We start from the raw sequence: 22051 nt of genomic DNA, 5'->3' as shown, positions 1-22051 counted from the left end.
AAAACAAGAGCGACGTCCCAAGGGAACGCCGCTCTTGCTGGAATATTGCATTCTCCGCCGTGACGATGCATGCGAAACGACCTTGAACCCGGGGTTCAAGTGGGTACGCTGGGGTTCCATCGGGCTTCCCGCTACAAGGCGGACTTGCACTCCCGGCGCCGTCGCGCACCCGTGGTCGTAATTAAGGGACAAGGCGAATGTTTGCACACGCCGTCGTTCACAGCAGAGAACGCGACGAGGATTATAGCCCTCTTGTGCGATTCGACCAGTCCGTTCGTCGGTCGAATTGCACATCAATTCAGATCAATGAAGACCGCGCGATGCACGTGTGCAATCAAACACCGCGTGGAACCGGGCGCGTGGATCAACCCGCGCTGTCGAAAGCCCGATCCAGGCGGCGATTGAGATCGCTCAGGGTCTGCTGCAGGGCAATGGCCTGCCGGGCGTGCTCATCACGCAGCTGCTGCAGCTCGTGGGCCAGGTTCAGCGCGGCCAGCACCGCGACGCGGTCGACCGCGGCCATCCGGTTGCTGCCGCGGATCTCGCGCATCTTGGCATCCAGCAGCCGGGCAGCGGCGGTCAGGCTCTCGCGTTCCTCGGCCCCCACCCCCACCGTGTATTCACGATCCAGGATGCGGACACTGACCGGTTCGGTCTGGCTCATGTGTGCTGCTCCAGGGACTTGAGGCGGGTGATCATCGCTTCGACCCGGGAGCGGGCCTGTTCGTTCTTGGCCAGCAGCTGGGAGCGCTCGGCCACCAGCTGCTCCTGCTGATGGCGCAGGCTGCGGTTCTCGTCGGCCAGGCGTTCGTTGCGCTCAAGCAACGCCTCGACGCGGGCGGCGAAGGCCTGCAACTGGGCGATGGCGTCGGCGGGTTCCATGTCCGGCACCATAGGCAAGGGCGGACGGGGCGGTCAAGCGAATAATGACGGGGCCTGCCGGCAGTCGGCCCGCCGGTGCCGGGGCGGGGGCCGGGGCGGGCCATGGCAACCCGGTGGACACAGGTGGATTGCTACACTGTGGCGCTCACAAACCGTAGCCCCAAGATGACCGAACTCCCGAGTGTCGACGACGTAAACCAGGCCAGCCAGGCCCTGGGCCTGGGCGCCAGCGCCGCTGAACTGCACGGCGGCCTCTGCGGCTGGCTGTCCGCCGGCGGTGCGCCGGTGCGTGAATGGCCGGCCCGCGTGCTGGCCGATGACAACCTGCCGACCCCGGCCGAAGGTGACGCCCTGGCGCGCCTGCTCGATGCCAGCGTAGCGCAGATGGAAGACCGCGATTTCGCCTTCGAGCTGCTGCTGAGCGATGCCAGCGATACCGCCGCGCAGGCCGATGCGCTGTTCACCTGGGCGCGTGCGTTCCTGGGCGGCTTCGGGCTGGGCTCGGGCCAGAACCGGCCGGCCTTGTCCGAAGAGGGCGATGAAGCCCTGACCGATCTGGCCAAGCTGGCCCAGGCCTCCAGCGAAGACTTCGAAAGCGGCAACGACGACGATGAAGACGCGCTGGCCGAGATCGAGGAGTTCATCCGCGTGGCGGTGCTGCTGCTGCACGGCGACTGTGTGATGGCCGCGCGCCACCGGCAGCGCTTGAACTGAGATGGATATCCGGCAGCTGACCGGCATCTCCGCCGCCGAATACACCCGCCGCCGCCAGCAGTTGATGGAGATGGCCGGCGATGACGCGATCCTGGTGCTGCCGGCCGCATCCGAGCGGGTGCGCAGCCTGGATACGCATTATCCATTCCGCCAGGACTCGGATTTCTGGTACCTGAGCGGCTTCCCGGAACCGGAGGCCGTGCTGGTGCTGATCCCGGGCCGTCGCCATGGCGAGGTGATCCTGTTCTGCCGCGAGCGCGACGCCGACCGCGAAGCCTGGGATGGCGCGCGCGCCGGCCAGGAAGGCGCGGTTTCGCAGTACGGCATGGACGATGCGTACCCGATCGACGATCTGGACGACATCCTGCCCGGCCTGCTGGAAGGGCGCTCGCGGGTGTACTACCACTTCGGCCGCGATGCCGAGTTCGATCTCAAGCTGATCGGCTGGGTCAACCGGGTGCGCTCGCAGGTGCGGCATGGCGCGCAGCCGCCGCATGAATTCCTGGAGCTGGGCCACCTGCTGCACGAACAGCGGCTGTTCAAATCGACCGCGGAAATCGCCGTGATGCAGCGTGCTGCCGACATCAGCGTGCAGGCGCACCGTGCGGCGATGCACGTGGCGCGGCCGGGCATCCATGAGTACGAACTGCAGGCCGATCTGGAGCGTGTGTTCCGTGCCAATGATGCCTGTGCGGCCTACAGCAGCATCGTCGGTGCCGGTACCAACGGCTGCATCCTGCATTACCGCGACAACAACGCGCGCGCGCACGATGGCGATCTGGTCCTGATCGATGCCGGCGCCGAGTACCGCGGCTACGCCAGTGATATCACCCGGACCTTCCCGGTCAACGGCCGCTTCACCGCCGAGCAGCGCGCGCTGCATGATCTGGTCGGTGCGGCGCAGGCTGCGGCACTGGCCCAGGCCCGCCCGGGCACTGCGTACGAGGCTGGCCATCTGGCCGCGGTGGAGACCTTGACCGAGGGCCTGCTGCGGCTCGGCCTGCTCAAGGGCACGCTGGAAGAGAACATCGCCGAAGCGCATTACCAGCGCTTCTACCGGCACAAGACCGGGCACTGGCTGGGCCTGGACGTGCATGACGTAGGCGACTACCGCTTGGCAGGGGACTCGCGGATGCTGGAGCCGGGCATGGTGTTCACCATCGAGCCCGGCCTGTATGTCTCACCGGACGACCGCAGCGTGGAAGCGCGCTGGCGCGGCATCGGGATTCGCACCGAAGACGACGTGCTGATCACCGAGGACGGCCATCAGGTGCTGACCGCAGCGTTGGCGCGCAGTGCCGATGAGATCGAAGAAGAAATGGCCAGGCGCTGATCCGCGCCAGGGTAGCGCCACCCCATGGGGTGGCTCTACGCGGATACCGGGGCGGCGATCAGCGGCCGGCGGCGGGCACACGATGCAGTGCAGGTACCGACCGTGGGTCGGCACCCGCATCGCCGCTCAGCTGGCGGCCGCAAACACCGGGCGGGTCAGGTTGTCCGCATCGCCCTCGGTGCACAGCACCTCGTCCTCGATCCGCACACCGCCATACGGGCGGAAGAAATCCACGCGCTCCCAGTTGATGCTGGCGCCATTGCCGGCCTGCTTCACTTCGTCCAGCAGCATGTCGATGAAGTACACGCCCGGTTCGATCGTGACCACCATGCCCGGCTCCAGCACGCGGGTCATGCGCAGGTACGGGTGACCCTGCGGGCGCTCGATGCGGCCACCGCGGTCGCTGGCGGCAAAGCCGGCCACGTCATGCACCTGCAGCCCGATCAGATGGCCCAGGCCGTGCGGGAAGAAGGCCGCGCTCACGCCGGTGGCCAACGCCGCTTCCGGCGAGACGTTGAGCACGCCGAAGTCCTTGAGGATGCCCATGAGCGACAGGTGTGCGTCGATGTGCAACTGCTTGTAGTCCACGCCGGCACGCACAGCGGCGCCCATCTGCTGCTGGGCCGCATCCACGGCATCGATCAGCGCCTGGAATTCGTCATGGCCGCTGGCCGCATAGGTGCGCGTGATGTCGCTGGCATAGCCGTGGGCACTGGCACCGGCGTCGATCAGGAAGCTGCGCAGTGGGGTCGGCGCGCTGCGGCCCAGATCGGTGTAGTGCAGCACGGCCGCATGTTCGTTGAGGCCGATGATGTTGCCGTAGGGCAACTCATTGGCGTCCTGGCCGACCGCACGGCAGTACGCCATGTGGATCTCGAATTCGCTGGCGCCAGCGCGGAAGGCGGCTTCGGCGGCACGGTGGCCGCGCACGCCCAGCCGCTGCGCTTCGCGCATCAGGGCGATTTCATACGGCGTTTTGTAGCCGCGCTGCCAGTCCAGGTAATCGATGACCGGTGCGGGATTGTTCGGCACGAAGGCGCCCAGTGCACTGCGCGGCTCACCGAGGATCGCGCAACGCGCCGCATCCTTGGGCAGCAGCGCCAGCGCCTCGTCGGGCGTGCGGATGATCTGGATATCGACATGCTCCACCCACCAGCCATTCGGCGCACCCGGCACCACGTGCCAGTAATCGAAGGGCTGATGGAAGATCAGGGTCGGGCGCTTGCCGGGGGTGTACACCAGCCAGCTGTTGGGCAGCTTGGTCAGCGGCAGCCAGGCCTTGAAGTTCGGGTTCACCGCATACGGGTAATCGCGATCATCAAAGGCCTGGTAATGCAGGGTGCCACTGGGAATCACCAGATGGTCGAAGCCGCCACGGGCCAGCGCTTCATCGGCGCGCTGGCGCATCACGCTGGCATGGTGGGAATACAGGGCGCCGAGGTCTGGCTGGTTCATGGCATGAAGCTCGCTGGCAGTGCGGAATGCAGCCCTAGATTCTGCCGCAATCCGCCAGCGGGCGCTGTGCCGGAACCGGCGCTCAGACTGCCGAAGTTTCCTCGGCGATCCAATGCCGCAGCTGCTCGCGTGATTCGCGGGGCAAGGTCAGGAAGCGGAAGCCCACCCAGGCCTGGCCCGGTGCATGGGTCTGCTCGCTCCAGAGCAGGTGCACGCCGACGTCGATCAGCAGCGGCTGACCCTGCGGGCCGGGAATGGTGAACTGCAGCTGGTACAGCGCATCGTCCTGCATCGGCACCGAGGCCAGCATCAGCATGCCGGTTTCGGAGACATTGCCGAGCCGGCCGATCACGGTCTCGGCCATCAGGTCGGTGACGGGCACCAGCTCGGTCACCTGGCGGCGCGGCGCGCGGCGGGTATCGGGTGTGGTCATTCGGTGCTCTCCGCAGGCGTGCCGGCCAGCGAGCGCAGGGTGCGCAGGGTGGCCTGCCACGCACGGTCAATCAGCCTGCCCTTGTCTTCGGTGACGATCCGCACTTGGCCATGGGCCATCAACCGCGACAGGGCATCCAGCGAGTACTCACCCACCTTCTGCCCACGTTGATTGACGAACAGCGCGTTGTCGGTGATCAGGCTGTACCAGGACAACCGCTGCCGGCGCACGTCGCCCTGCTGGTTGGTGGTGAACTCGAACCAGGTCCCGAAGGGCAGGGTGCGCAGCTGGCGATAGCAGTCGTCCTCGGCGGTGCTGCGCGCGAGCGGGGCGACCTTGCGCGGATCACTGGCATCGGCCTGCTCGCCCAGCCGCGTGCGGGCGCGCAGGCGGGCGGTGAGCTCGGTGCGTGAACTGCTGTCATCCTCGCCGCCGGGCGTGGACAGGCGCCGCGCGATCGCGGCCGCCTCGTCCTGGTGGTAGCCGACCTGCAGCAGAGCGGACTCGACCTGCTGCCCCAGCACATCATCACGCTCGGCCATGCCCGGCGCCAGGCAGGTCACCTCGGCGATCCGGGCAGTTTCCTGCTGGCGCTGCTGCCACTGCGGCGAGGTCTCGCCGTTGCGCAGCAGGGTGAGCGTGAGCACGTCCGACCACGCCTGTTTCAGCAGCGCCTGCACGAAGCGCGGGGGCGCGGCCTGTGCGCACAACTGCTCGATGCTGGTGCTGGCCTGCTGCTTGGCCGCCTCCAGCCGCTCCTTGCCGCGGGCGGCTTCGACATGCCGCCGCTCGGCCAGTTCGGCCTTGTGGGCCAGCGTGCGGAAGTGCTGCTGGATCTCCTCGTTGGCGGTGTCGAAGACCGCCACATCGCCGTCGTACTCGTTGACCACCTGGTCGACGGCGTGGCCGAGCTTCTGCACCAGCTGCGGGTCCACATCCTCCTCGCCCAGCCAGTTGGCGCCGGCCTCGGCCACCGCATTGAGCAGCTCGCGCGCCGGGTGCTGGTCGCGCACGAAGAAGGCCGGGTCGGACAGGGCCGCGCGGGCAACCGGCACCTGCAGGCGGGTCAGCAGGTCGGCGGCCAGGGCCTCGGGCCGCACCTCGCGCTGGATCTGCCCGTAGAGCATGTCGAGCAGATCGAAAGTGTCGCTGTCCTTGACCGTCAATGACGCCTGCGCGCCATGTTCGGCACGGACCTGGGCGAGCAGCGCGTTGTGCAGATCGGCCATGCTGCGGCGGGCGCCGCCGGGGGCGACCGCTTGGCCTTGCAGCCTGGCCAGCGTGGCGTGCACGGCGTCGGCCGGTACCGCCAGCGCGGGGGGCGCCTCGGGCGCCAGGAAGGCGTTTTCCGTGGGCGTGGCAACGGCCTGGGCCGAGGCGCCGACGGCTTGCGCGGCCAGCGCTGCGCCGCCAGGTACCGCGCCGGCCGCATGTGCCTGCCGGGCAGCGCCCAACAGCTGGTGCAGCGCTGACATTGCCGGTGCACCGAGGTCGGCTGCAGCGGGGCTGGTGGGGGCGCTCGGCGCTGACACGGACGCCGATGCCGTCGGCGGTGCCGCCGCCGCGTCACCGATGGGTGCGGTGCCGTCCGGCGCGGCGGACGCCGTGGCCAGTGCCATGGCTTGCTCGGTCATCGCTGCCCAGCCGGTACTCGGCGCGCTGCCGTTCCAGCCGGTCAGGGGCCGCGCCGCCGCGCCGCCGCGTGCGCCGGGCAGGCCACGCTCGGGACCGGTGATGATCCGGCGCGTGGTTGCCGAGCGGGCGAGATAGGGGGTGTACACCAGCCCTGGAAGCACGCCTTCGTGCGCAAGCAGGATGTTGGCGCGTTCGAGCAGTTCACCCAGCCGCTCCAGCAATTGACGGTCGAACACGCGGTACAGCGCCAGCTGTGTTTCCAGGCCCAGCGCGAAGTCTTCACCCAGTTCGCGCACGATCCGGCACAGCGCCTGCGGCCCGAACGGCAGGTCATCGACATCGAAGGCCGGTCCGGCGGCGAGCACCCCGAAGCGCTGGCCGAGCAACTGCAGGGCGGTGGCCGAGCGCTGGGCTTCGCGGCGGATGATGTCCACCAGCACGATGTCGCGGTCCACGTCGGTGTCGTTGACCAGGGTCAGCGCGGTAGCCGAAACGGATACCTCGGTCGGGACGATGCGCTGGGTGTGGCGGGGGCCGCGCAGGCTGGCCAGGCTCACCGCCACCGCCTCCAGGAAGCGGGGGCCGAACTGCGCGTTGACTTCATGCAGCTGGCGCGCCTGCGCGAAGATGTCCGCCTGGATCTGGCTGTTGCGCGCGCGCTCGGCATCGCGGAACAGCTCGCGCTCGAGCTCCACGATGGTCAGCTTGAGCGGCGCGGTGAGGGTCTGCACTGCCAGCCCGTGCAGCGCGGCCAGCAGGCGGCGCACGCGCGGCGGCGCGGCCACGTCCGCAAAGCGGGTCATGTCGGGCTGGGACGACGAAGGTGCGGGCGCAGACATCCGATGTTCTTCCAGCTCCCCTGAGAACACGGAATCTAACGGTTTCGCCCGGTCCCTGCCAGAAGCGACACGGTTCGGGGTTCCCGGCGCCGGCCAGCGGCCGGCATTACCGTCCGGGCAGGCGCCGCCTGCTCAGGGCAGGAACAGCTCGACCACGTCGTTGGTGAAGCGCCGGCCCAGTTCGGTAGGGATGACCTCATCGCCGGTCACGGTCATCCAGCTCTTGGCCACGGCAATGCGCAGCGGCTCGGCGATCCGCGCCCGGTCCAGGCCGGTACGCGATTCAAAATCCTTCAGGCTGAAGCCTTCATGCAGGCGCAGCAGGTTGAGCATGTACTCGAACGGCAGGCGCTCGGCGCTGATCACATCGTCGCCGCCGATCGAGGCTGCGGTCCCGGCAGTGTCCATGAAGGTCTGCGGATGCTTGTGCTTCCAGCGGCGCAGCACGTGTTCTTCGGCGCCGCTGCTGATCTTGCCGTGTGCACCGGCACCGATCCCCAGGTAGTCGCCAAAGCGCCAGTAATTGAGGTTGTGCTGGCTCTGCCGGCCCGGTTTTGCGTAGGCGCTGACCTCGTACTGCGCATAGCCGGCCTCGGCCAGCATCTGCTGGCAGTGTTCCTGGATGTCCCACGCCGAATCTTCGTCGGGGATGCCCTGCGGCGGCCGCGCGAAGAACACGGTGTTCGGCTCCAGGGTGAGCTGGTAATGCGACATATGCGTGGGCTGCAGCGCGAAGGCGCGCTCCAGGTCATGCTCGGCCTGGGCCAGCGTCTGCTGCGGCAGCGCGTACATCAGATCGATGTTGAAGTTGTCGTAGCCGGCGTCCTGCGCCAGCTTCACCGCCCGCTCGGCCTCGCCACTGTCGTGGATGCGGCCCAGGCGCTTGAGCGCCTCGTCGTTGAAGGTCTGGATGCCGAAGCTGATCCGGTTCACGCCGGCGGCGCGGTAACGGTCGAAACGACCATGCTCGGCGGTGCCCGGGTTGGTCTCCAGCGTCACTTCCAGGTTCGGCGCGAAGCGCAGCCGGGCCGAGGCGGCCTGCAGGAAGCGGTCGATCGCCTCCGGCGGGAACAGGCTCGGCGTGCCGCCACCGAAGAACACACTGCTCACCACCCGGCCCCAGACCAGCGGCAGGTCCTGATCGAGATCGCGGATCAACGCGTCGATGTAAGCCTCGAACGGCAGCTCACCCTTGGCCGCATGCGAGTTGAAATCGCAGTACGGGCATTTGCGGACGCACCACGGCAGATGCACGTACAGCGCCAGCGGCGGCGTCACCAGCCGCGGTGCGTGGTCGTGATCACCCGTGCAGGTTTCGCCGGGCAGGTGGGAACATTGGTCGTGTGCCATCACAGCAGGGCGGGCAGCTTCTGCTTGAGCAGCTGCAGGGCTTTGGCGCGGTGGCTCATCGCGTTTTTCAGGTCCGGCGCCATTTCTGCGGCGGTCTGCGCCAGCACCGGGTCCAGGAACAGCGGGTTGTAGCCGAAGCCGTGGCTGCCACGCAGCTCATCGAGGATCACGCCTTCCCAGCTGCCTTCGCAGATCAGCGGCTGCGGATCATCGGCATGGCGCAGCAGCACGATCACTGCATAGAAGCGGGCCGTGCGGCGTTCGGCCGGCACCTCGCGCAGCGCCTCCAGCAGCTTGGCGTTGTTGGCGGCATCGTTGGTCGGGCTGCCGGCATAGCGCGCGCTGTACAGGCCGGGTGCGCCGTCGAGCGCATCTACGATCAGGCCCGAATCGTCGGCCAGCGCGGGCAGGCCGGTGCTCTGGCAGGCATGGCGCGCTTTGATCAGGGCGTTCTCGACGAAGGTCAGGCCGGTTTCCGGCACGTCGCTGACACCCAGCTCGCCCTGCGCCACGATCTCCAGCGGCAGGCCGCCGAGCATGGCCCGCAGTTCCTTCAGTTTGCCGGCGTTGCCGCTGGCCAGTACCAGTTTCATTGCTTGGGCTCCAGCAGATCCCACGTGTTGCCGTACAGATCGCCGAACACCGCGACCGTCGCGTAGACCTCCTCGCGTGGGGTTTCGAGGAAGACCACGCCCCGCGCGGTCATCGCCGCGTGGTCGCGCCAGAAATCATCGGTGTTCAGGAAGAAGCCGACCCGGCCACCGGTCTGGTTGCCGATCCGCGCGCGCTGCTCCTCGTTGCTGGCACGCGCCAACAACAAGGCCGCCGCGCTGCCGTCGGCCGGCCCGACCACCACCCAGCGCTTGTCGCCCTGGTCGATGTCCTGGAGCAGGCTGAAGCCCAGCGCGCCGGTGTACCAGGCGATCGCCTCGTCGTAGTCGGCCACCACCAGGGTGGTCAGGGCGATGCGACGGTTCATGCCTGGGCCAGGGCTGCCTGCTGCGCAGCGAACAGATCCTTGATGCCCTTTTCGGCCAGGACCAGCAGCGCATCCAGTTCATCGCGGCGGAAGGCATGGCCTTCGGCGGTGCCCTGCAGTTCGATGAAGCCGCCGCCGTCGTTCATCACGACGTTCATATCGGTATCGCAGTCGCTGTCTTCGGCGTAATCCAGATCCAGCACCGGGGTGCCGCGGTACACGCCAACCGACACCGCCGCGACCGCGCCGAAGATCGGGTTGCGCTTGATGTCGCCGCGCTTGATCAGGAAGTTCACCGCATCCACCAGGGCCACGTAGGCGCCGGTGATCGCCGCGGTGCGGGTGCCGCCGTCGGCCTGCAGCACATCGCAATCGAGCGTGATCGTGCGCTCGCCGAGCGCGCCGCGGTCGATGCAGGCGCGCAGGGTGCGGCCGATCAGGCGCTGGATCTCCAGCGTGCGGCCACCCTGCTTGCCGCGGGCGGCTTCGCGGTCGTTACGGGTGTGGGTCGAACGCGGCAGCATGCCGTACTCGGCCGTCACCCAGCCTTCGCCCTTGCCGCGCAGGAAACCCGGTACGCGGTTTTCCACGCTGGCCGTGCACAGCACGCGGGTCTCGCCGAAGCTGACCAGGACCGAGCCCTCGGCGTGGCGGGTGAAGGCGCGCTCGATGCGCACTTCGCGCAGCTGGTCGGCCTGGCGGCCACTGGGACGGGAATCAGTCATGCTCAAGTTCCGGTAAGACGAGGGATGCGGGGCCACGCCCGGGCCGGGGACCGGCGGGCGAGGAGGCTCTAAGGAGACCGCTAGGGTACCATTTGCACTTTGAGAGCACCGGAAACCCGCATGATTCGAAGCATGACCGCCTATGCCAACGGCGAGCGCGCCACCCGCTGGGGCACGCTGGCCTGTGAGCTGCGCTCGGTCAACCACCGGTTCCTGGAGGTCGGCGTCCGCCTGCCCGAAGAACTGCGTGCGTTGGAGCCGCACCTGCGCGAGCGCGTCGCTTCCCGCTGCAGCCGCGGCAAGATCGATCTGGTCATGCGCCTGCGCGCGCCGGAGGTCACCGGTGCACTGGTGGTCAACGATGCGCTGCTGGGCCAGCTCGGCGAGCTGGCCACCCGGCTGTCCTCGGGCTTCCCGAGCCTGCAGGTGAGCTTCACCGAACTGCTGCAGATGCCGGGCGTGATGCAGGGCGAGGCAGTGGATGCCGCCGCGCTGCATGCCGAAGCCCTGGCGCTGCTGGATACGGCGCTGGACGGCTTCGTCGCCGCGCGTGAGCGTGAAGGCGACAAGCTGGCCACCGCGATCCAGGAACGCGTGGACAGCATCGAGCGCATCGCCGCCGAGGTCACCACCCTGATCCCGCTGATCCGCGAGGGCCAGCGCACCAAGCTGGCCGCCCGCCTGGCCGACCTGCCGCACCCGGTCGATCCCGGCCGGGCCGAGCAGGAACTGGTCATGTGGCTGCAGAAGCTGGACGTGGATGAGGAACTGGACCGCCTGGGCAGCCATATCGCCGAGATCCGCCGCGTCTTCAAGCAGCGTGAGCCGGTCGGCCGCCGCCTGGACTTCCTGCTGCAGGAGTTCAACCGCGAGGCCAATACGCTGGGCTCCAAATCGGTGGACAGCCGCACCTCCAATGCCGCCGTCGAGCTGAAGGTGCTGATCGACCAGATCCGCGAACAGGTGCAGAACATCGAATGAGCAGCCAGATCCCGGCCGTCGGCGCGCCTGCGCGCGGCACCCTGTACATCGTGGCCGCGCCCTCCGGGGCCGGCAAGAGCAGCATCGTCAACGCCACCCTGGCCCGCGACCCGCAGATCGCCCTGTCGATCTCGTTCACCTCGCGCGCCACGCGCCCGGGTGAGATCAATGGCGAGCACTACCACTTCGTCAGCGCCGAGGAATTCGAGCGGATGATCGCCGCCGGTGACTTCTTCGAGCATGCCTGGGTGCATGGCGACTGGAAGGGCACCGCACGACAGTCGGTCGAGCCACAGCTGTCGGCCGGCCAGGACGTGCTGCTGGAGATCGATTGGCAGGGCGCCCAGCAGGTCCGCCAGCTGGTGCCGGGCACGGTCACCGTGTTCATCCTGCCGCCGTCCAAGCAGGCGCTGCAGGACCGGATGCGCAAGCGCGGGCAGGACAGCGAGGCGGTGATCGCCCAGCGCCTGGCCGCCGCGCGTGAAGAAATGCTGCACTTCAACGACTTCGACTACGTGATCGTCAACGAGGTCTTCGAGACCGCGGTGGACGAGCTGTGTGCCATTTTCACGGCCAGCCGCCTGCGCCGGGAAGCCCAGAAGGTCCGCCACGCGGGCCTCATCCAGGCCCTGCTGACCCAGGATCCGGCCACAACCGACTGATTCTCAACGGGGTGCTAGCCGGTTGGCTTGATTTTGTCCAGCCCTGGCCGGTACAATCCGTCCCCTTTCCCTCATTCGATTGAGCAGCCCTCACCGGCTGCCGGGAGCCCGCATGGCCCGCATCACCGTAGAAGATTGTCTGGAAGTCGTGAACAACCGTTTCGAACTGGTCATGATGGCGTCCAAGCGCGCCCGTCAGCTGGCCAATGGCGTCCAGGCCACCCTGGACAACAGCGAAACCGAAGACAAGCCGACCGTGCTGGCGCTGCGCGAAATTGCCGCCCGCAAGATCGACAACGCCCTGATCGACGAAGTCGAGAAGGCCGAGCGCGAGCGTGCCGAGCGTGAAGCACTGGAATGGGCCGCTGCCGAAGTCGTCGCCGACGAAGACATGTCCAAGAACGACGACTGATCGCCTCGCGCGTCCGTTGTTGTTGCTGCGAACAGCCCGCCTTTTGGCGGGCTGTTTCGTTTGTGCCGCCAGTCGCTGTGGTGAGGGCGTGTTGTTGCAGGTGAAACTCCCTGTTCAGGATTTGCCGATATCACGCCGCTGGCATAGTCTTTGAGCATGAACCCAGGCCCCACTGCCAAGGTCGCCACGCCCGCCGGCGCGGCCGTACCCGACTATGTCCTCCAGCTTGAGCGCGCAGCGCACTATCTGCCGCCCGACCAACTGCCACTACTGCGCCGCGCCTGGGAAGTAGGCGCCGCCGCGCATGCCGGCCAGACCCGCAAGTCGGGCGAACCCTACATTACCCATCCGGTCGCCGTGGCCCAGGTGCTGGCCGAGCTCGGCCTGGACGTGGAGGCGCTGATCGCTGCGATCCTGCACGACACCATCGAAGACACGCCGCTGACCCGCGAGGAGCTGGCCGCCGAGTTCGGCGAAGCCGTGGCCGAGCTGGTCGATGGCGTGACCAAGCTGGACAAGCTGAAGTTCCGTGATCGCCAGGAAGCGGCGGCGGAGAGTTTCCGCAAGATGCTGCTGGCGATGTCGCGCGATCTGCGCGTGATCATGATCAAGCTGGCCGACCGCCTGCACAACATGCGTACGCTGGGTGCGCAGAGCCGCGAGGCACGTGGCCGCATCGCCCGCGAAACGCTGGAAATCTACGCCCCGATCGCGCAGCGGCTGGGCATGAGCCTGGTCAAGAGCGAGCTGCAGAACCTGGGCTTCAAGGCGCTGTACCCGTGGCGCCACGCGATCCTGGAAAAACACATCCGCAGCCAGCCGGTGGTGCGCCGCGAGGCGATGGCGCAGGTGGAAGTGCAGTTGAGCCAGCGCCTGGCCAAGGAAGGGCTGGAGCATCGCCTGGTCAGCCGCATCAAGACCCCGTGGAGCATCTACAACAAGATGCACGACGAGAACAAATCCTTCGACCAGGTCATGGATGTGTTCGGCTTCCGCCTGGTCGTGCGCAACGTGCCCAGCGCCTACCACGCGCTCGGCGCGGTGCATGCCACCTTCAAGCCGCTGGATGGGCGCTTCCGCGATTTCATCGCGATCCCCAAGGCCAACGGCTACCAGTCGCTGCACACGGTGCTGTTCGGGCCGTATGGCTCGCCGATCGAGGTGCAGATCCGTACCGAGGAGATGGACCTGATCGCCGAGCGCGGCGTGGCCGCGCACTGGACCTACAAGTTCGGGGGCGACTCGCCCAACAGCGCACAGAGCCGTGCGCATGCGTGGATCGTGGAGTTGATCGATTCCCAGCGTGCCGCCGGCTCGTCGCTGGAATTCCTGGACAACGTCAAGGTGGATCTTTTTCCGGACGAGGTCTATCTGTTCACGCCCAAGGGCAAGATCCTGGCGCTGCCGCGCAATTCCACGGCGCTGGATTTCGCCTATGCGGTGCATACCGATGTGGGCAACATGGCGGTCGCCTCGCGGGTGGACAAGAAGCTCGTCCCGCTGCGCACCAAGCTGGTCAGTGGGCAGACGGTGGAAGTGATCACCGCGCGTTCGGCCACGCCCAAGCCGCAGTGGCTGGAGTTCGTGGTCAGTTCCAAGGCGCGCACGGCGATCCGTCATCAGCTCAAGCAGCTCGAGCACGAGGACGCGGTGCAGCTGGGCCATCGGATGCTGGACCGCGCGCTGGAGGCGATGGACAGCTCGCTGGAGCGGTTGCCGAAGGGGCGCCTGGATGCGTTCCTGGCCGAGCACCGGTATCCGCGCCTGGAGGCCCTGCTGGCCGAAGTGGCGCTGGGCAACTGGATGCCGAACCAGGCCGCGCAGGCACTGATGGCGTATGCGGAGCTGCGCGGTGGGGCGCATTCGAAGCATTCGCAGGAAAAGATCCTGATCAATGGCAGCGAGCGCGGGGTAGTGAGCTTCGCGAACTGTTGTCAGCCGATTCCGGGCGACGACATCATGGGCTACCACACGGCCGGCAAGGGCATCGTGGTGCACCGTCTGGACTGCCCGAACCTGGCCGAGCTGCGCAAGTCGCCGGAGCGCTGGGTGCCGATCGGGTGGGATACGACGGTATCCGGGGATTACGACACCTCGTTGATCGTCGAGGTGGAGAACGGGACCGGCGTGCTGGCGCAGTTGGCGGCGGCGATCGCGCAGAGCCATTCGAACATCGAGCGGGTGGATTATCTGGACCGCGATTTCAATGCGGCGGTGCTGGCGTTCAATATCCAGGTGCGCGATCGCAACCATCTGGCGGAAGTGATGCGGCGTCTGCGGCGGTTGTCGGTGGTGCAGTCGGTCAGGCGCCAGTAACGCGCGAGCTGCTACCCGCCAACGGCGGTTCACGTGCGCCTTCTTCCTGCGTGGGGGATGTGACGGGCAGGCCGGGGCAGGACCCGCTGCAAGTACGTCCCTGTAAGCTCGTGTGTTGCCATCCATGGCAACACACGGTCCTGCCCCGGCCCACCCGTCACCTCCCTGTCAGGGCGTGCGGGGGTGCGGAGAGAGGTGGCGTGGCTACCGCGAACGGATGGGTCATTGGCGCTGCGCGGTTGGGGGGCGTCCACGCATGGCGTGGCGCTACCCTTGGGGGCGCTACAATTGCGTTCCCCCTTTTGAATCGTGGAGCTTCCATGTCCCGTCAGATCATTACCAGTGCCAAGGCCCCGGCGGCCATCGGTCCGTATTCGCAGGCTGTGCGTGCGGGCAATACCGTGTACTTCTCGGGCCAGATTCCGCTGGATCCGGCCACCGGTGACATCGTGGGTGTGGGCGATATCGAGGCGCAGGCGCGTCGTGCGTTCGACAACCTGAAGGCCGTGGCCGAAGAGGCCGGTGGTTCGCTGGATCAGATCGTCCGTCTGGGCCTGTACCTGACCGATCTGGGCGAGTTCGCCAAGGTCAATGCGGTCATGCAGGATTACTTCAAGGCGCCGTTCCCGGCACGTTCGACCATCGAAGTGGCGGGTCTGCCGAAGGCCGCCAACTTCGAAGTCGATGCGGTGATGGTGCTCGACCAGGCCTGACGTGGCGCGGTCACGGGCTCCTGCACCGGCGCTGGCCGCAGCCGGGGAGGCATCGTTGTCGATGCTCTCCGGTATCGGGCCGGCGGTGGCGATCAAGCTGGCCGCCCGTGGCCTGTCGTCGCTGCAGGATCTGTGGCTGCATCTGCCACTGCGCTATGAAGACCGTACCCGGCTGACCACCATTGCCCAGTTGCAGCCGGGGGTGGCGGCGCAGGTGGAGGGGCGGGTGAGCGCGGTGGAGCGCGGGTTCCGCTATCGGCCGGTGCTCAAGGTCGCGATCGAGGATGATTCGTACGGCACGCTGGTGCTGCGTTTCTTCCACTTCCGCGCCCAGCAGGTCGCGCAGTTTGCCGTGGGCACGCGCATCCGCTGCTACGGCACCGCCAAGCCTGGCCATCACGGGCTGGAGATCGTCCACCCCAGTTACCGGGTGATGGGCGGCAATGAAGATGACGAGCTGGGCGACAGCCTCGATCCGGTCTATCCGGCGGTCGAGGGGGTTGGCCCCGCCACGATGCGTAAATTCATCGGCCTGGCGCTGGACAGGCTGCCGGAAGAATCCACGCTGGAACTGCTGCCGGCCGGGTGGTTGTCCGGGTTGGGGTTGCCCTCGCTGCGCAGTGCGCTGCTGACCGTGCACCGGCCACCGCCGGACGCCGATCTGGTGGCACTGGCCGCGGGCCGGCATCCGGCGCAGCGCCGGTTGGCCATCGAAGAACTGCTGGCGCACCACCTGAGTCTGCGCCGTCAGCGCATGGCGTTGCAGGCGCATCACGCGCCCTCGCTGCGCGGGCAGGGTGCCTTGGTGGCGCAGCTGCGCGACAGCCTGCCGTTCCAATTGACCGGTGCGCAGCAGCGCGTGTTCGAGCAGATCCGCAAGGACCTGGCCAAGGCGCATCCGATGCTGCGGCTGGTGCAGGGCGATGTCGGCTCGGGCAAGACCGTGGTGGCCGCGTTGGCGGCGATGCTGGCGGTGGAGCGGGGCAAGCAGGTCGCATTGGCCGCGCCCACCGAGCTGCTCGCCGAGCAGCATATGAACAATCTGCGCGCCTGGCTGGAGCCGCTGGGCGTGCGCACGGCGTGGCTGGCTGGCAAGGTCACCGGCAAGGCGCGCACCAAGGTGTTGGCCGAGGTCGCCTCGGGCCAGGCGCAGGTGGTGGTCGGTACGCACGCGCTGATGCAGGACAGTGTGGTGTTCAAGGACCTGGCCCTGGCGATCGTCGATGAGCAGCACCGTTTCGGCGTGCACCAGCGGCTGGCGCTGCGCGACAAGGGGGCGGGTGGGCGCAGTGTGCCGCACCAGCTGGTGATGACGGCGACGCCGATTCCGCGCACCCTGGCGATGTCCGAGTACGCTGATCTGGATGTCTCGGCGATCGACGAACTGCCGCCCGGGCGCACGCCGGTGCAGACCGTTGCGCTCAACAATGATCGCCGGCCGGAGTTGATCGAGCGTATCGCCGTCGCGTGCCGCGAAGGCCAGCAGGTGTACTGGGTCTGCACGCTGATCGAGGAAAGCGAAGAGCTCGATGCCACGCCCGCGCAGGCCACGTTCGAATCGCTGCAGGCGCTGCTGCCGGGCGTGCGCGTGGGGTTGGTGCACGGGCGGCTGAAGGCGAGTGAGAAACTCGCCACGATGGTTGCCTTCAAGGCCGGTGAGATCGATCTGCTGGTGGCCACCACGGTGATCGAGGTCGGCGTGGACGTGCCCAATGCCTCGTTGATGATCATCGAGAATGCCGAGCGCCTCGGCCTTGCCCAGCTGCACCAGCTGCGCGGCCGGGTGGGGCGCGGCTCGGCCGTATCGCGTTGCGTGCTGCTGTACCAGGCGCCGTTGTCGAACATGGCGCGCGAGCGGCTGGAAACGATGCGGCAGACCAACGATGGCTTCCTGATCGCCGAGAAGGATCTGGAGCTGCGTGGCCCGGGCGAATTGCTGGGCACGCGGCAGACCGGCCTGGCCGGGTTCCGGATGGCCGATCTGGCCCGCGATGCGGATCTGCTGCCAGGTGTGCACGCGCTTGCCGAGCGGCTGCTGGCGGAGGCGCCTGACGTGGCCGATCAGGTGGTGCGGCGCTGGATCGGCGCAGCCGTGCGGTACGCGTCGGCATAACGCGCGGGCGGTCGGCAGGGGGCGAAGGCCGGCGCGCGTCCTTCCACGATCAGAGCCGCGAAGTGGCCCATCCGATTGCGGTCGAGTAATCGAAGCAGGAGCCACCCACATTCAAGGCCAGCCGGCTTTGGGGCCAACGTGAGGCGTGGGAGGGCACCGCCTTGTATTTGTCATGACAGGGTGCGAAAGTCCCTTGCCGATTATCAAGACGGCAACGATGAGCAAGAAGATTCCGCTGTTGATCGACACCGACCCCGGTGTCGATGATGCCCTGGCCCTGTTGATGGCCTTCGCCGATGAGCGCCACGATATCGTTGGCCTGACCATCGCCGCCGGCAACGTAGGCCTGGACCACACGGTCCGCAATGCCCTGAAACTGTGCGAAGTGGCTGGCCGCGACGATGTGCCGGTCTACGCCGGTACCGCCGACCCGCTGCTGCACCCCTCTGTCGATGCCGCCCATGTGCACGGCGCCGATGGCTTTGGCGATGTGAACCTGCCGGCCGCCAAGCGCCAGGCCGAGGCCGAACACGCTGCGCTGGCGATCCTGCGCCTGTCGCACGAATACGCCGGTGAGCTGTTCCTGGTCGCACTCGGCCCGCTGACCAACCTGGCGCTGGCCCTGAAGCTCGACCCGACCCTGCCGCAGCGCGTGAAGCGCTTCCTGGTCATGGGCGGGGCGGTGACCTGCCACGGCAACATCACCCCGGCCGCCGAGTTCAACATCGCCTTCGATCCGGAGGCGGCGCACATCGTGTTCACCGGCTTCCCGCACATCGAAGTGGCCGATTGGGAGGCCACCGTCGCCCACGGCCTGCTGCATGCCGACGTCGAGCAGTGGCTGGCGGCGGACAGCGACAAGGCCCGTTTCTACGAGCTTATCTCGCGCCAGACCCGCCTGTGGTCCGAAGACAGCCGTGGCGAGCGCTGGTACGCCGCCGATGCCCTGGCGATGGCCTGGGCGCTGCAGCCGGAAGGCGCGCTGCGGGTCGAATCGCGTCCGCTGAACGTGGAACTGGCCGGCGTGCACAGCCGGGGTGCTACCATTGTCGACTGGAACCGCCAGACCGGGCAGCCTGACAACACTCAGCTGCTGATGGCCTACGACCAGGGTCGCTTCGAGGCCCAGGTGAGGGCGGCACTCGGCGTCTGATGACGCCGCTGCGGCGGACCTTTCGCACGGTTGATGGACCCGGCTTGCCCTTTGCGGCGGCCGGGACTATAATGCCGCTCTTGACCACCAGCCCTTATTACGGTGCGCGCCCATGAAGGCCGATATTCATCCTGCTTACCGCGACGTGGTTTTCCACGACGTTACCTCTGATTTCAAGATCCTGACCCGTTCGACCATGTCCACCAAGGACACGATCAAGTGGGAAGACGGCAACGAGTATCCGCTCGTCAAGGTTGAAATCTCCTCGGCTTCGCATCCGTTCTACACGGGCAAGCACAAGGTGATCGACACCAGCGGCCGTATCGACAAGTTCCAGAAGCGTTTCGGCAAGCCGGCGCCGACCGCGGCCTGATCTGTCGACGCAGCTGCTTGAAAACAACGGTCGCCTCGGCGGCCGTTGTTTTTTGTTGTCCCCGGTTTGCTGAACGCCAGGTGAGGCCTGCATGCCCCGCCGACGGAACGCTGTGTCCGTGCGTTGGCGCGAGCCCTTGCGCGCGCTGGCACAGCGCCTGCGGTGCGGCCTGGAAGCTGCGTCTACGACTTCCGTCCTAGGGCGTCAAAAATGTTGCTGTGCGATAATGGCGGGATCCACGATAATGATCGTGGACTTCCTTCACGTGCCTGACCCATGCGCTTGGGCGGGCGCCTTCCCTCGAGGAGCGCACACAGTGTCCGATCTTGATCAGGTCACGCTCAACGCCGGCGACACGTCGGTTGTTCTGCCAGTCATCAAACCCACGCTCGGCAACGATTGCGTCGATATTTCGAAGCTGACCAAGGAAACCGGTCTCTTCACGTACGACTCCGGCTTCACCGCCACCGCCAGCTGCAAGTCCGCCATCACCTATATCGACGGTGACAAGGGCGTGCTGCTGTATCGCGGCTATCCCATCGAGCAGCTCTCGGAAAAGTCGAGCTACGTCGAAGTGGCCTACCTGCTGATCAACGGCGAGCGTCCGAGCGCCGAGCAGCTGAAGGCCTTCACCGACGAGCTGGCGGCCGAAGCCGATGTGGATCCGTCGATCAACACGCTGATCGGCAGCTTCGCCAAGGATGCCCATCCGATGGCCATCCTGACCGCCGCCATCGCGCAGCTATCGGGCATCTACCACGCCTCGCTGGACCTGTCCGACGCCGAACAGCGTCGCCACGCCGCGGTGCGCCTGATCGCCAAGGTGCCGACCCTGTCGGCCCTGATCTACCGCCACGGCAAGGGCCTGCCGGCCAACAAGCCGGACACCTCGCTGGATTACGTCAGCCGCTTCCTGAAGCAGACCTTCGAGTCCGCCGATGGCCAGTACGAGCTGAACCAGGACGTGGTCAAGGCACTGGATCTGCTGTTCATCCTGCACGCCGACCATGAGCAGAACGCCTCGACCTCGACCGTGCGTCTGGTCGGTTCGACCGGCGCCAACCCGTACGCATCGGTCGCCGCGGGCGTCACCGCGCTGTGGGGTCCGGCCCACGGCGGTGCCAACGAAGCCGTGCTGAAGATGCTGGAAGAGATCGGTTCGGCCGACAACGTCGAGTCCGCCGTGCTCAAGGCCAAGGACAAGACCTCCGGCTTCCGCCTGATGGGCTTCGGCCACCGCGTGTACAAGAACTTCGACCCGCGCGCCAAGGTCATCGGTGAGATGACCGGCAAGGTGCTCAAGCAGCTGGGTGTGCAGGATCCGCTGTTGGACGTGGCCGTCAAGCTGGAACAGGCCGCGCTGCAGGATGACTACTTCGTCGCCCGCAAGCTGTACCCGAACGTCGATTTCTACAGCGGCATCATCTACAAGGCGCTGCAGATCCCGACCGAAATGTTCACCGTCATGTTCGCTCTCGGCCGTACCTCCGGCTGGGTGGCGCATTGGCTGGAACAGCAGGTCGATCCGGAAATGAAGATCGGCCGTCCGCGCCAGGTCTACACCGGCAGCGACGTGCGCGACTACCAGGGCTGATCGCCCCGGCAGGTTGTGATGAAAACGCCCCGCACTGCGGGGCGTTTTTTTTGGGCGCCGCCGGGCACCTCTTTTCGTACTTCTTGCATGGGCCTCACTTCGATCGAGGTACAACCATGGCGGTCACCCTCACGCCCATGGAGTCCCTCATGAATCGTCTGATCGCCGTTGTCCTCATCGCCGCACCGCTGAGCCTGGTCAGCGCCGGCGCACATGCCCAGTACACCGGCCCTGGCGCGACCAGCGCGGTCACCACCGTCGCCGAAGCACGCGACCAGCGCGATGACCAGCCCGTCGTGCTGCAGGGCACGCTGATCGCCAAGATCGGCCACGAACGCTATCGCTTCAAGGATGCCACCGGCGAGATCGACGTCGAGATCGATGACAAGGATCTGCCTGACCGGCAGCCCGTCAGCGCGACGACCGTGGTGGAGTTGCAGGGAGAAGTCGATACCCATCGCTTCAAACCCACCGATATCGATGTGGAGCACGTGCGGATCATCGGCACGCGCTGATCTGCCTGCACCGTCGAACGCCCCGCAGTGCGGGGCGTTCTGCGTTCATCGTCCGGCGGCCCTCAGCGTGTTTCCACATAGCGGCTGGGCGGTTCCCCCAGCACGCGACGGAACGCCGACGAGAACGCACTTGGGCTGGCGTATCCCAGATCCAGTGCGATCCGGGTGACCGGCTGCCCGGCACCCAGGCGTTCGATCGCGGCGAGCAGGCAGACCTGCTGGCGCCATTCGGCAAACCCCACCCCGGTGTCCGCGCGGAACTGGCGGGTGAACGTGCGTCGGCTCATGCCCGCCTCGGCGGCGACCTCATCGAGCGAGGCGGCGATCGAGGGCGCATCGAAGAGCCGCTGGCAGGCGCGCGCCAGGCGCGGGTCGCGGGGCAGCGGTGCATGCAGTGACAGCCGTGGCATCGCAGCGATCTCCGCGACCAGCAACTGCATCAGCCGGCCGGCACGCCCCTCCAGGTCGTACAGTGCCGGCAGATCGACCGCATCGTCCATCAGGTGCCGCAGCAGCGCCGATACGGCATGCACGCCGCAGCGGGCCGGCAACTGGACCGCCGCCACTTCTTCGGCCGCTACGAAGACATTGAGCATCGTGACCGGGCCACGCATCGCCATGGCGTGCGCGACGCCTGCCGGCACCCAGCAGGCACGCTGTGGTGGCACCAGCCAGTGTCCTTCGGGTGTGGTGAGGCTGATGGTGCCGCGCGAGGCAAACGCGAACTGACCGCGCCGATGAGCGTGATCGGGGAAGACGGATCCGGCGGCGTAGTCGTTGGCGGTGACCACCACGGCGCGCGGCAGATCTTCAAAGGGGTCGAGCAGGGTATTGCGCATGGCCCGGATTCTATCGTCATCGGCCTGGCGTCGAC

Annotated in this window: 22 protein-coding genes and 1 other RNA gene; 12 read left to right on the top strand and 11 right to left on the bottom strand. The window is 67.1% G+C overall.

Translation table 11 applies throughout. From position 1 onward, the window contains the following. Positions 1-47: 47 nt before the first annotated feature. The 3 genes from ssrS to QMX81_RS04575 all read right to left on the bottom strand — a co-directional run bounded on the left by ssrS (position 48) and on the right by QMX81_RS04575 (position 882). Positions 48-232, bottom strand: a non-coding RNA gene (gene ssrS, locus QMX81_RS04585) — 6S RNA. A 132-nt stretch (positions 233-364) separates the two neighbouring features. Beyond that, positions 365-664: a cell division protein ZapA gene (locus QMX81_RS04580; protein ID WP_019183856.1), complete on the bottom strand. Its 300-nt coding sequence runs from the start codon at positions 662-664 to the stop codon at positions 365-367. Continuing rightward, positions 661-882, bottom strand: coding sequence for a TIGR02449 family protein (locus QMX81_RS04575; RefSeq protein WP_121041210.1), 222 nt, complete (start codon positions 880-882; stop codon positions 661-663). The genes QMX81_RS04580 and QMX81_RS04575 overlap by 4 nt, the downstream gene beginning before the upstream one ends. A gap of 165 nt (positions 883-1047) precedes the next feature. Between QMX81_RS04575 and QMX81_RS04570 the strand changes: the two genes are divergently transcribed. Then, positions 1048-1596, top strand: coding sequence for a UPF0149 family protein (locus tag QMX81_RS04570; RefSeq protein WP_121039475.1), 549 nt, complete (start codon positions 1048-1050; stop codon positions 1594-1596). Between the two features lie 7 nt (positions 1597-1603). Further along, entirely contained in the window at positions 1604-2929 is a 1326-nt protein-coding gene (locus QMX81_RS04565) for an aminopeptidase P N-terminal domain-containing protein (protein ID WP_152152605.1), read from the top strand. A 126-nt stretch (positions 2930-3055) separates the two neighbouring features. Here QMX81_RS04565 and pepQ read toward each other — a convergent pair whose 3' ends face one another. The 7 genes from pepQ to rph form a co-directional block, all read right to left on the bottom strand. Continuing rightward, positions 3056-4384 carry a Xaa-Pro dipeptidase gene (gene pepQ / locus QMX81_RS04560; protein WP_152152555.1) on the bottom strand — a complete coding sequence of 443 codons (1329 nt, stop codon included), beginning with the start codon at positions 4382-4384 and terminating at the stop codon, positions 3056-3058. Between the two features lie 82 nt (positions 4385-4466). Next, the gene (locus tag QMX81_RS04555) at positions 4467-4817 is read right to left on the bottom strand and encodes a PilZ domain-containing protein (RefSeq protein WP_282259091.1); all 351 of its coding nucleotides are present in this window, start codon (positions 4815-4817) and stop codon (positions 4467-4469) included. Next, positions 4814-7291: a DUF1631 domain-containing protein gene (locus tag QMX81_RS04550; protein ID WP_282259084.1), complete on the bottom strand. Its 2478-nt coding sequence runs from the start codon at positions 7289-7291 to the stop codon at positions 4814-4816. Before QMX81_RS04550 ends, QMX81_RS04555 begins: the two co-directional genes overlap by 4 nt. 132 nt (positions 7292-7423) lie before the next feature. Continuing rightward, positions 7424-8641 carry a radical SAM family heme chaperone HemW gene (hemW, locus tag QMX81_RS04545; protein ID WP_282259082.1) on the bottom strand — a complete coding sequence of 406 codons (1218 nt, stop codon included), beginning with the start codon at positions 8639-8641 and terminating at the stop codon, positions 7424-7426. After that, positions 8641-9234: an RdgB/HAM1 family non-canonical purine NTP pyrophosphatase gene (gene rdgB, locus QMX81_RS04540; RefSeq protein ID WP_282259080.1), complete on the bottom strand. Its 594-nt coding sequence runs from the start codon at positions 9232-9234 to the stop codon at positions 8641-8643. The genes hemW and rdgB overlap by 1 nt, the downstream gene beginning before the upstream one ends. Continuing rightward, positions 9231-9620: a VOC family protein gene (locus tag QMX81_RS04535; protein ID WP_282259078.1), complete on the bottom strand. Its 390-nt coding sequence runs from the start codon at positions 9618-9620 to the stop codon at positions 9231-9233. Before QMX81_RS04535 ends, rdgB begins: the two co-directional genes overlap by 4 nt. After that, a complete protein-coding gene (gene rph / locus QMX81_RS04530) occupies positions 9617-10345 on the bottom strand; it encodes a ribonuclease PH (protein ID WP_088432674.1) in 729 nt (242 codons plus the stop codon). The genes QMX81_RS04535 and rph overlap by 4 nt, the downstream gene beginning before the upstream one ends. Positions 10346-10465: 120 nt before the next feature. Here rph and QMX81_RS04525 point away from each other — a divergent pair, with 120 nt between their 5' ends. The 10 genes from QMX81_RS04525 (at position 10466) to QMX81_RS04480 (ending at position 21177) form a co-directional block, all read left to right on the top strand. Further along, on the top strand, positions 10466-11326 hold the full coding sequence (locus QMX81_RS04525) for a YicC/YloC family endoribonuclease (protein ID WP_121039457.1): 861 nt from the start codon (positions 10466-10468) through the stop codon (positions 11324-11326). Further along, complete coding sequence (gene gmk / locus QMX81_RS04520) at positions 11323-11988, top strand: guanylate kinase (protein ID WP_121039454.1); 666 nt, start codon at positions 11323-11325, stop codon at positions 11986-11988. Before QMX81_RS04525 ends, gmk begins: the two co-directional genes overlap by 4 nt. A 112-nt stretch (positions 11989-12100) precedes the next feature. After that, the gene (rpoZ, locus tag QMX81_RS04515) at positions 12101-12400 is read left to right on the top strand and encodes a DNA-directed RNA polymerase subunit omega (protein WP_005410877.1); all 300 of its coding nucleotides are present in this window, start codon (positions 12101-12103) and stop codon (positions 12398-12400) included. Between the two features lie 156 nt (positions 12401-12556). Then, positions 12557-14716, top strand: a complete 2160-nt coding sequence (locus tag QMX81_RS04510; protein WP_121039451.1) for a bifunctional (p)ppGpp synthetase/guanosine-3',5'-bis(diphosphate) 3'-pyrophosphohydrolase — start codon at positions 12557-12559, stop codon at positions 14714-14716. A gap of 320 nt (positions 14717-15036) precedes the next feature. Next, positions 15037-15429, top strand: coding sequence for a RidA family protein (locus tag QMX81_RS04505; RefSeq protein WP_121039448.1), 393 nt, complete (start codon positions 15037-15039; stop codon positions 15427-15429). A gap of 1 nt (position 15430) precedes the next feature. Beyond that, positions 15431-17542, top strand: coding sequence for an ATP-dependent DNA helicase RecG (gene recG, locus QMX81_RS04500; RefSeq protein WP_121039445.1), 2112 nt, complete (start codon positions 15431-15433; stop codon positions 17540-17542). 217 nt (positions 17543-17759) lie between these two features. Further along, positions 17760-18695, top strand: coding sequence for a nucleoside hydrolase (locus tag QMX81_RS04495; RefSeq protein WP_088432679.1), 936 nt, complete (start codon positions 17760-17762; stop codon positions 18693-18695). Between the two features lie 112 nt (positions 18696-18807). Next, positions 18808-19068: a type B 50S ribosomal protein L31 gene (locus QMX81_RS04490; protein WP_019183873.1), complete on the top strand. Its 261-nt coding sequence runs from the start codon at positions 18808-18810 to the stop codon at positions 19066-19068. A gap of 316 nt (positions 19069-19384) precedes the next feature. After that, entirely contained in the window at positions 19385-20662 is a 1278-nt protein-coding gene (locus QMX81_RS04485; RefSeq protein WP_121039442.1) for a citrate synthase, read from the top strand. Between the two features lie 149 nt (positions 20663-20811). Further along, the gene (locus QMX81_RS04480) at positions 20812-21177 is read left to right on the top strand and encodes a NirD/YgiW/YdeI family stress tolerance protein (protein ID WP_259259272.1); all 366 of its coding nucleotides are present in this window, start codon (positions 20812-20814) and stop codon (positions 21175-21177) included. A gap of 62 nt (positions 21178-21239) precedes the next feature. On the opposite strand, the gene QMX81_RS04475 is transcribed toward QMX81_RS04480, so the two are convergent. After that, the gene (locus tag QMX81_RS04475; RefSeq protein ID WP_121039436.1) at positions 21240-22016 is read right to left on the bottom strand and encodes a helix-turn-helix transcriptional regulator; all 777 of its coding nucleotides are present in this window, start codon (positions 22014-22016) and stop codon (positions 21240-21242) included. Between the last annotated feature and the right edge of the window lie 35 nt (positions 22017-22051).

This window comes from Stenotrophomonas sp. PS02301 (assembly GCF_029959485.1).
In the GTDB taxonomy this organism is placed as follows: Bacteria; Pseudomonadota; Gammaproteobacteria; order Xanthomonadales; family Xanthomonadaceae; genus Stenotrophomonas; species Stenotrophomonas maltophilia_Z.
Note: the sequence above shows the minus strand (reverse complement) of the source record. Positions and strands in the feature narration are given on the sequence as shown.

Coding starts and splice junctions, on each gene's coding strand:
- QMX81_RS04580 (WP_019183856.1), bottom strand. CDS start 664: ATGAGCCAGACCGAACCGGTCAGTGTCCGCATCCTGGATCGTGAATAC.
- QMX81_RS04575 (WP_121041210.1), bottom strand. CDS start 882: ATGGAACCCGCCGACGCCATCGCCCAGTTGCAGGCCTTCGCCGCCCGC.
- QMX81_RS04570 (WP_121039475.1), top strand. CDS start 1,048: ATGACCGAACTCCCGAGTGTCGACGACGTAAACCAGGCCAGCCAGGCC.
- pepQ (WP_152152555.1), bottom strand. CDS start 4,384: ATGAACCAGCCAGACCTCGGCGCCCTGTATTCCCACCATGCCAGCGTG.
- QMX81_RS04555 (WP_282259091.1), bottom strand. CDS start 4,817: ATGACCACACCCGATACCCGCCGCGCGCCGCGCCGCCAGGTGACCGAG.
- QMX81_RS04550 (WP_282259084.1), bottom strand. CDS start 7,291: ATGTCTGCGCCCGCACCTTCGTCGTCCCAGCCCGACATGACCCGCTTT.
- hemW (WP_282259082.1), bottom strand. CDS start 8,641: ATGGCACACGACCAATGTTCCCACCTGCCCGGCGAAACCTGCACGGGT.
- rdgB (WP_282259080.1), bottom strand. CDS start 9,234: ATGAAACTGGTACTGGCCAGCGGCAACGCCGGCAAACTGAAGGAACTG.
- QMX81_RS04535 (WP_282259078.1), bottom strand. CDS start 9,620: ATGAACCGTCGCATCGCCCTGACCACCCTGGTGGTGGCCGACTACGAC.
- rph (WP_088432674.1), bottom strand. CDS start 10,345: ATGACTGATTCCCGTCCCAGTGGCCGCCAGGCCGACCAGCTGCGCGAA.
- QMX81_RS04525 (WP_121039457.1), top strand. CDS start 10,466: ATGATTCGAAGCATGACCGCCTATGCCAACGGCGAGCGCGCCACCCGC.
- gmk (WP_121039454.1), top strand. CDS start 11,323: ATGAGCAGCCAGATCCCGGCCGTCGGCGCGCCTGCGCGCGGCACCCTG.
- rpoZ (WP_005410877.1), top strand. CDS start 12,101: ATGGCCCGCATCACCGTAGAAGATTGTCTGGAAGTCGTGAACAACCGT.
- QMX81_RS04510 (WP_121039451.1), top strand. CDS start 12,557: ATGAACCCAGGCCCCACTGCCAAGGTCGCCACGCCCGCCGGCGCGGCC.
- QMX81_RS04505 (WP_121039448.1), top strand. CDS start 15,037: ATGTCCCGTCAGATCATTACCAGTGCCAAGGCCCCGGCGGCCATCGGT.
- QMX81_RS04495 (WP_088432679.1), top strand. CDS start 17,760: ATGAGCAAGAAGATTCCGCTGTTGATCGACACCGACCCCGGTGTCGAT.
- QMX81_RS04490 (WP_019183873.1), top strand. CDS start 18,808: ATGAAGGCCGATATTCATCCTGCTTACCGCGACGTGGTTTTCCACGAC.
- QMX81_RS04480 (WP_259259272.1), top strand. CDS start 20,812: ATGAATCGTCTGATCGCCGTTGTCCTCATCGCCGCACCGCTGAGCCTG.
- QMX81_RS04475 (WP_121039436.1), bottom strand. CDS start 22,016: ATGCGCAATACCCTGCTCGACCCCTTTGAAGATCTGCCGCGCGCCGTG.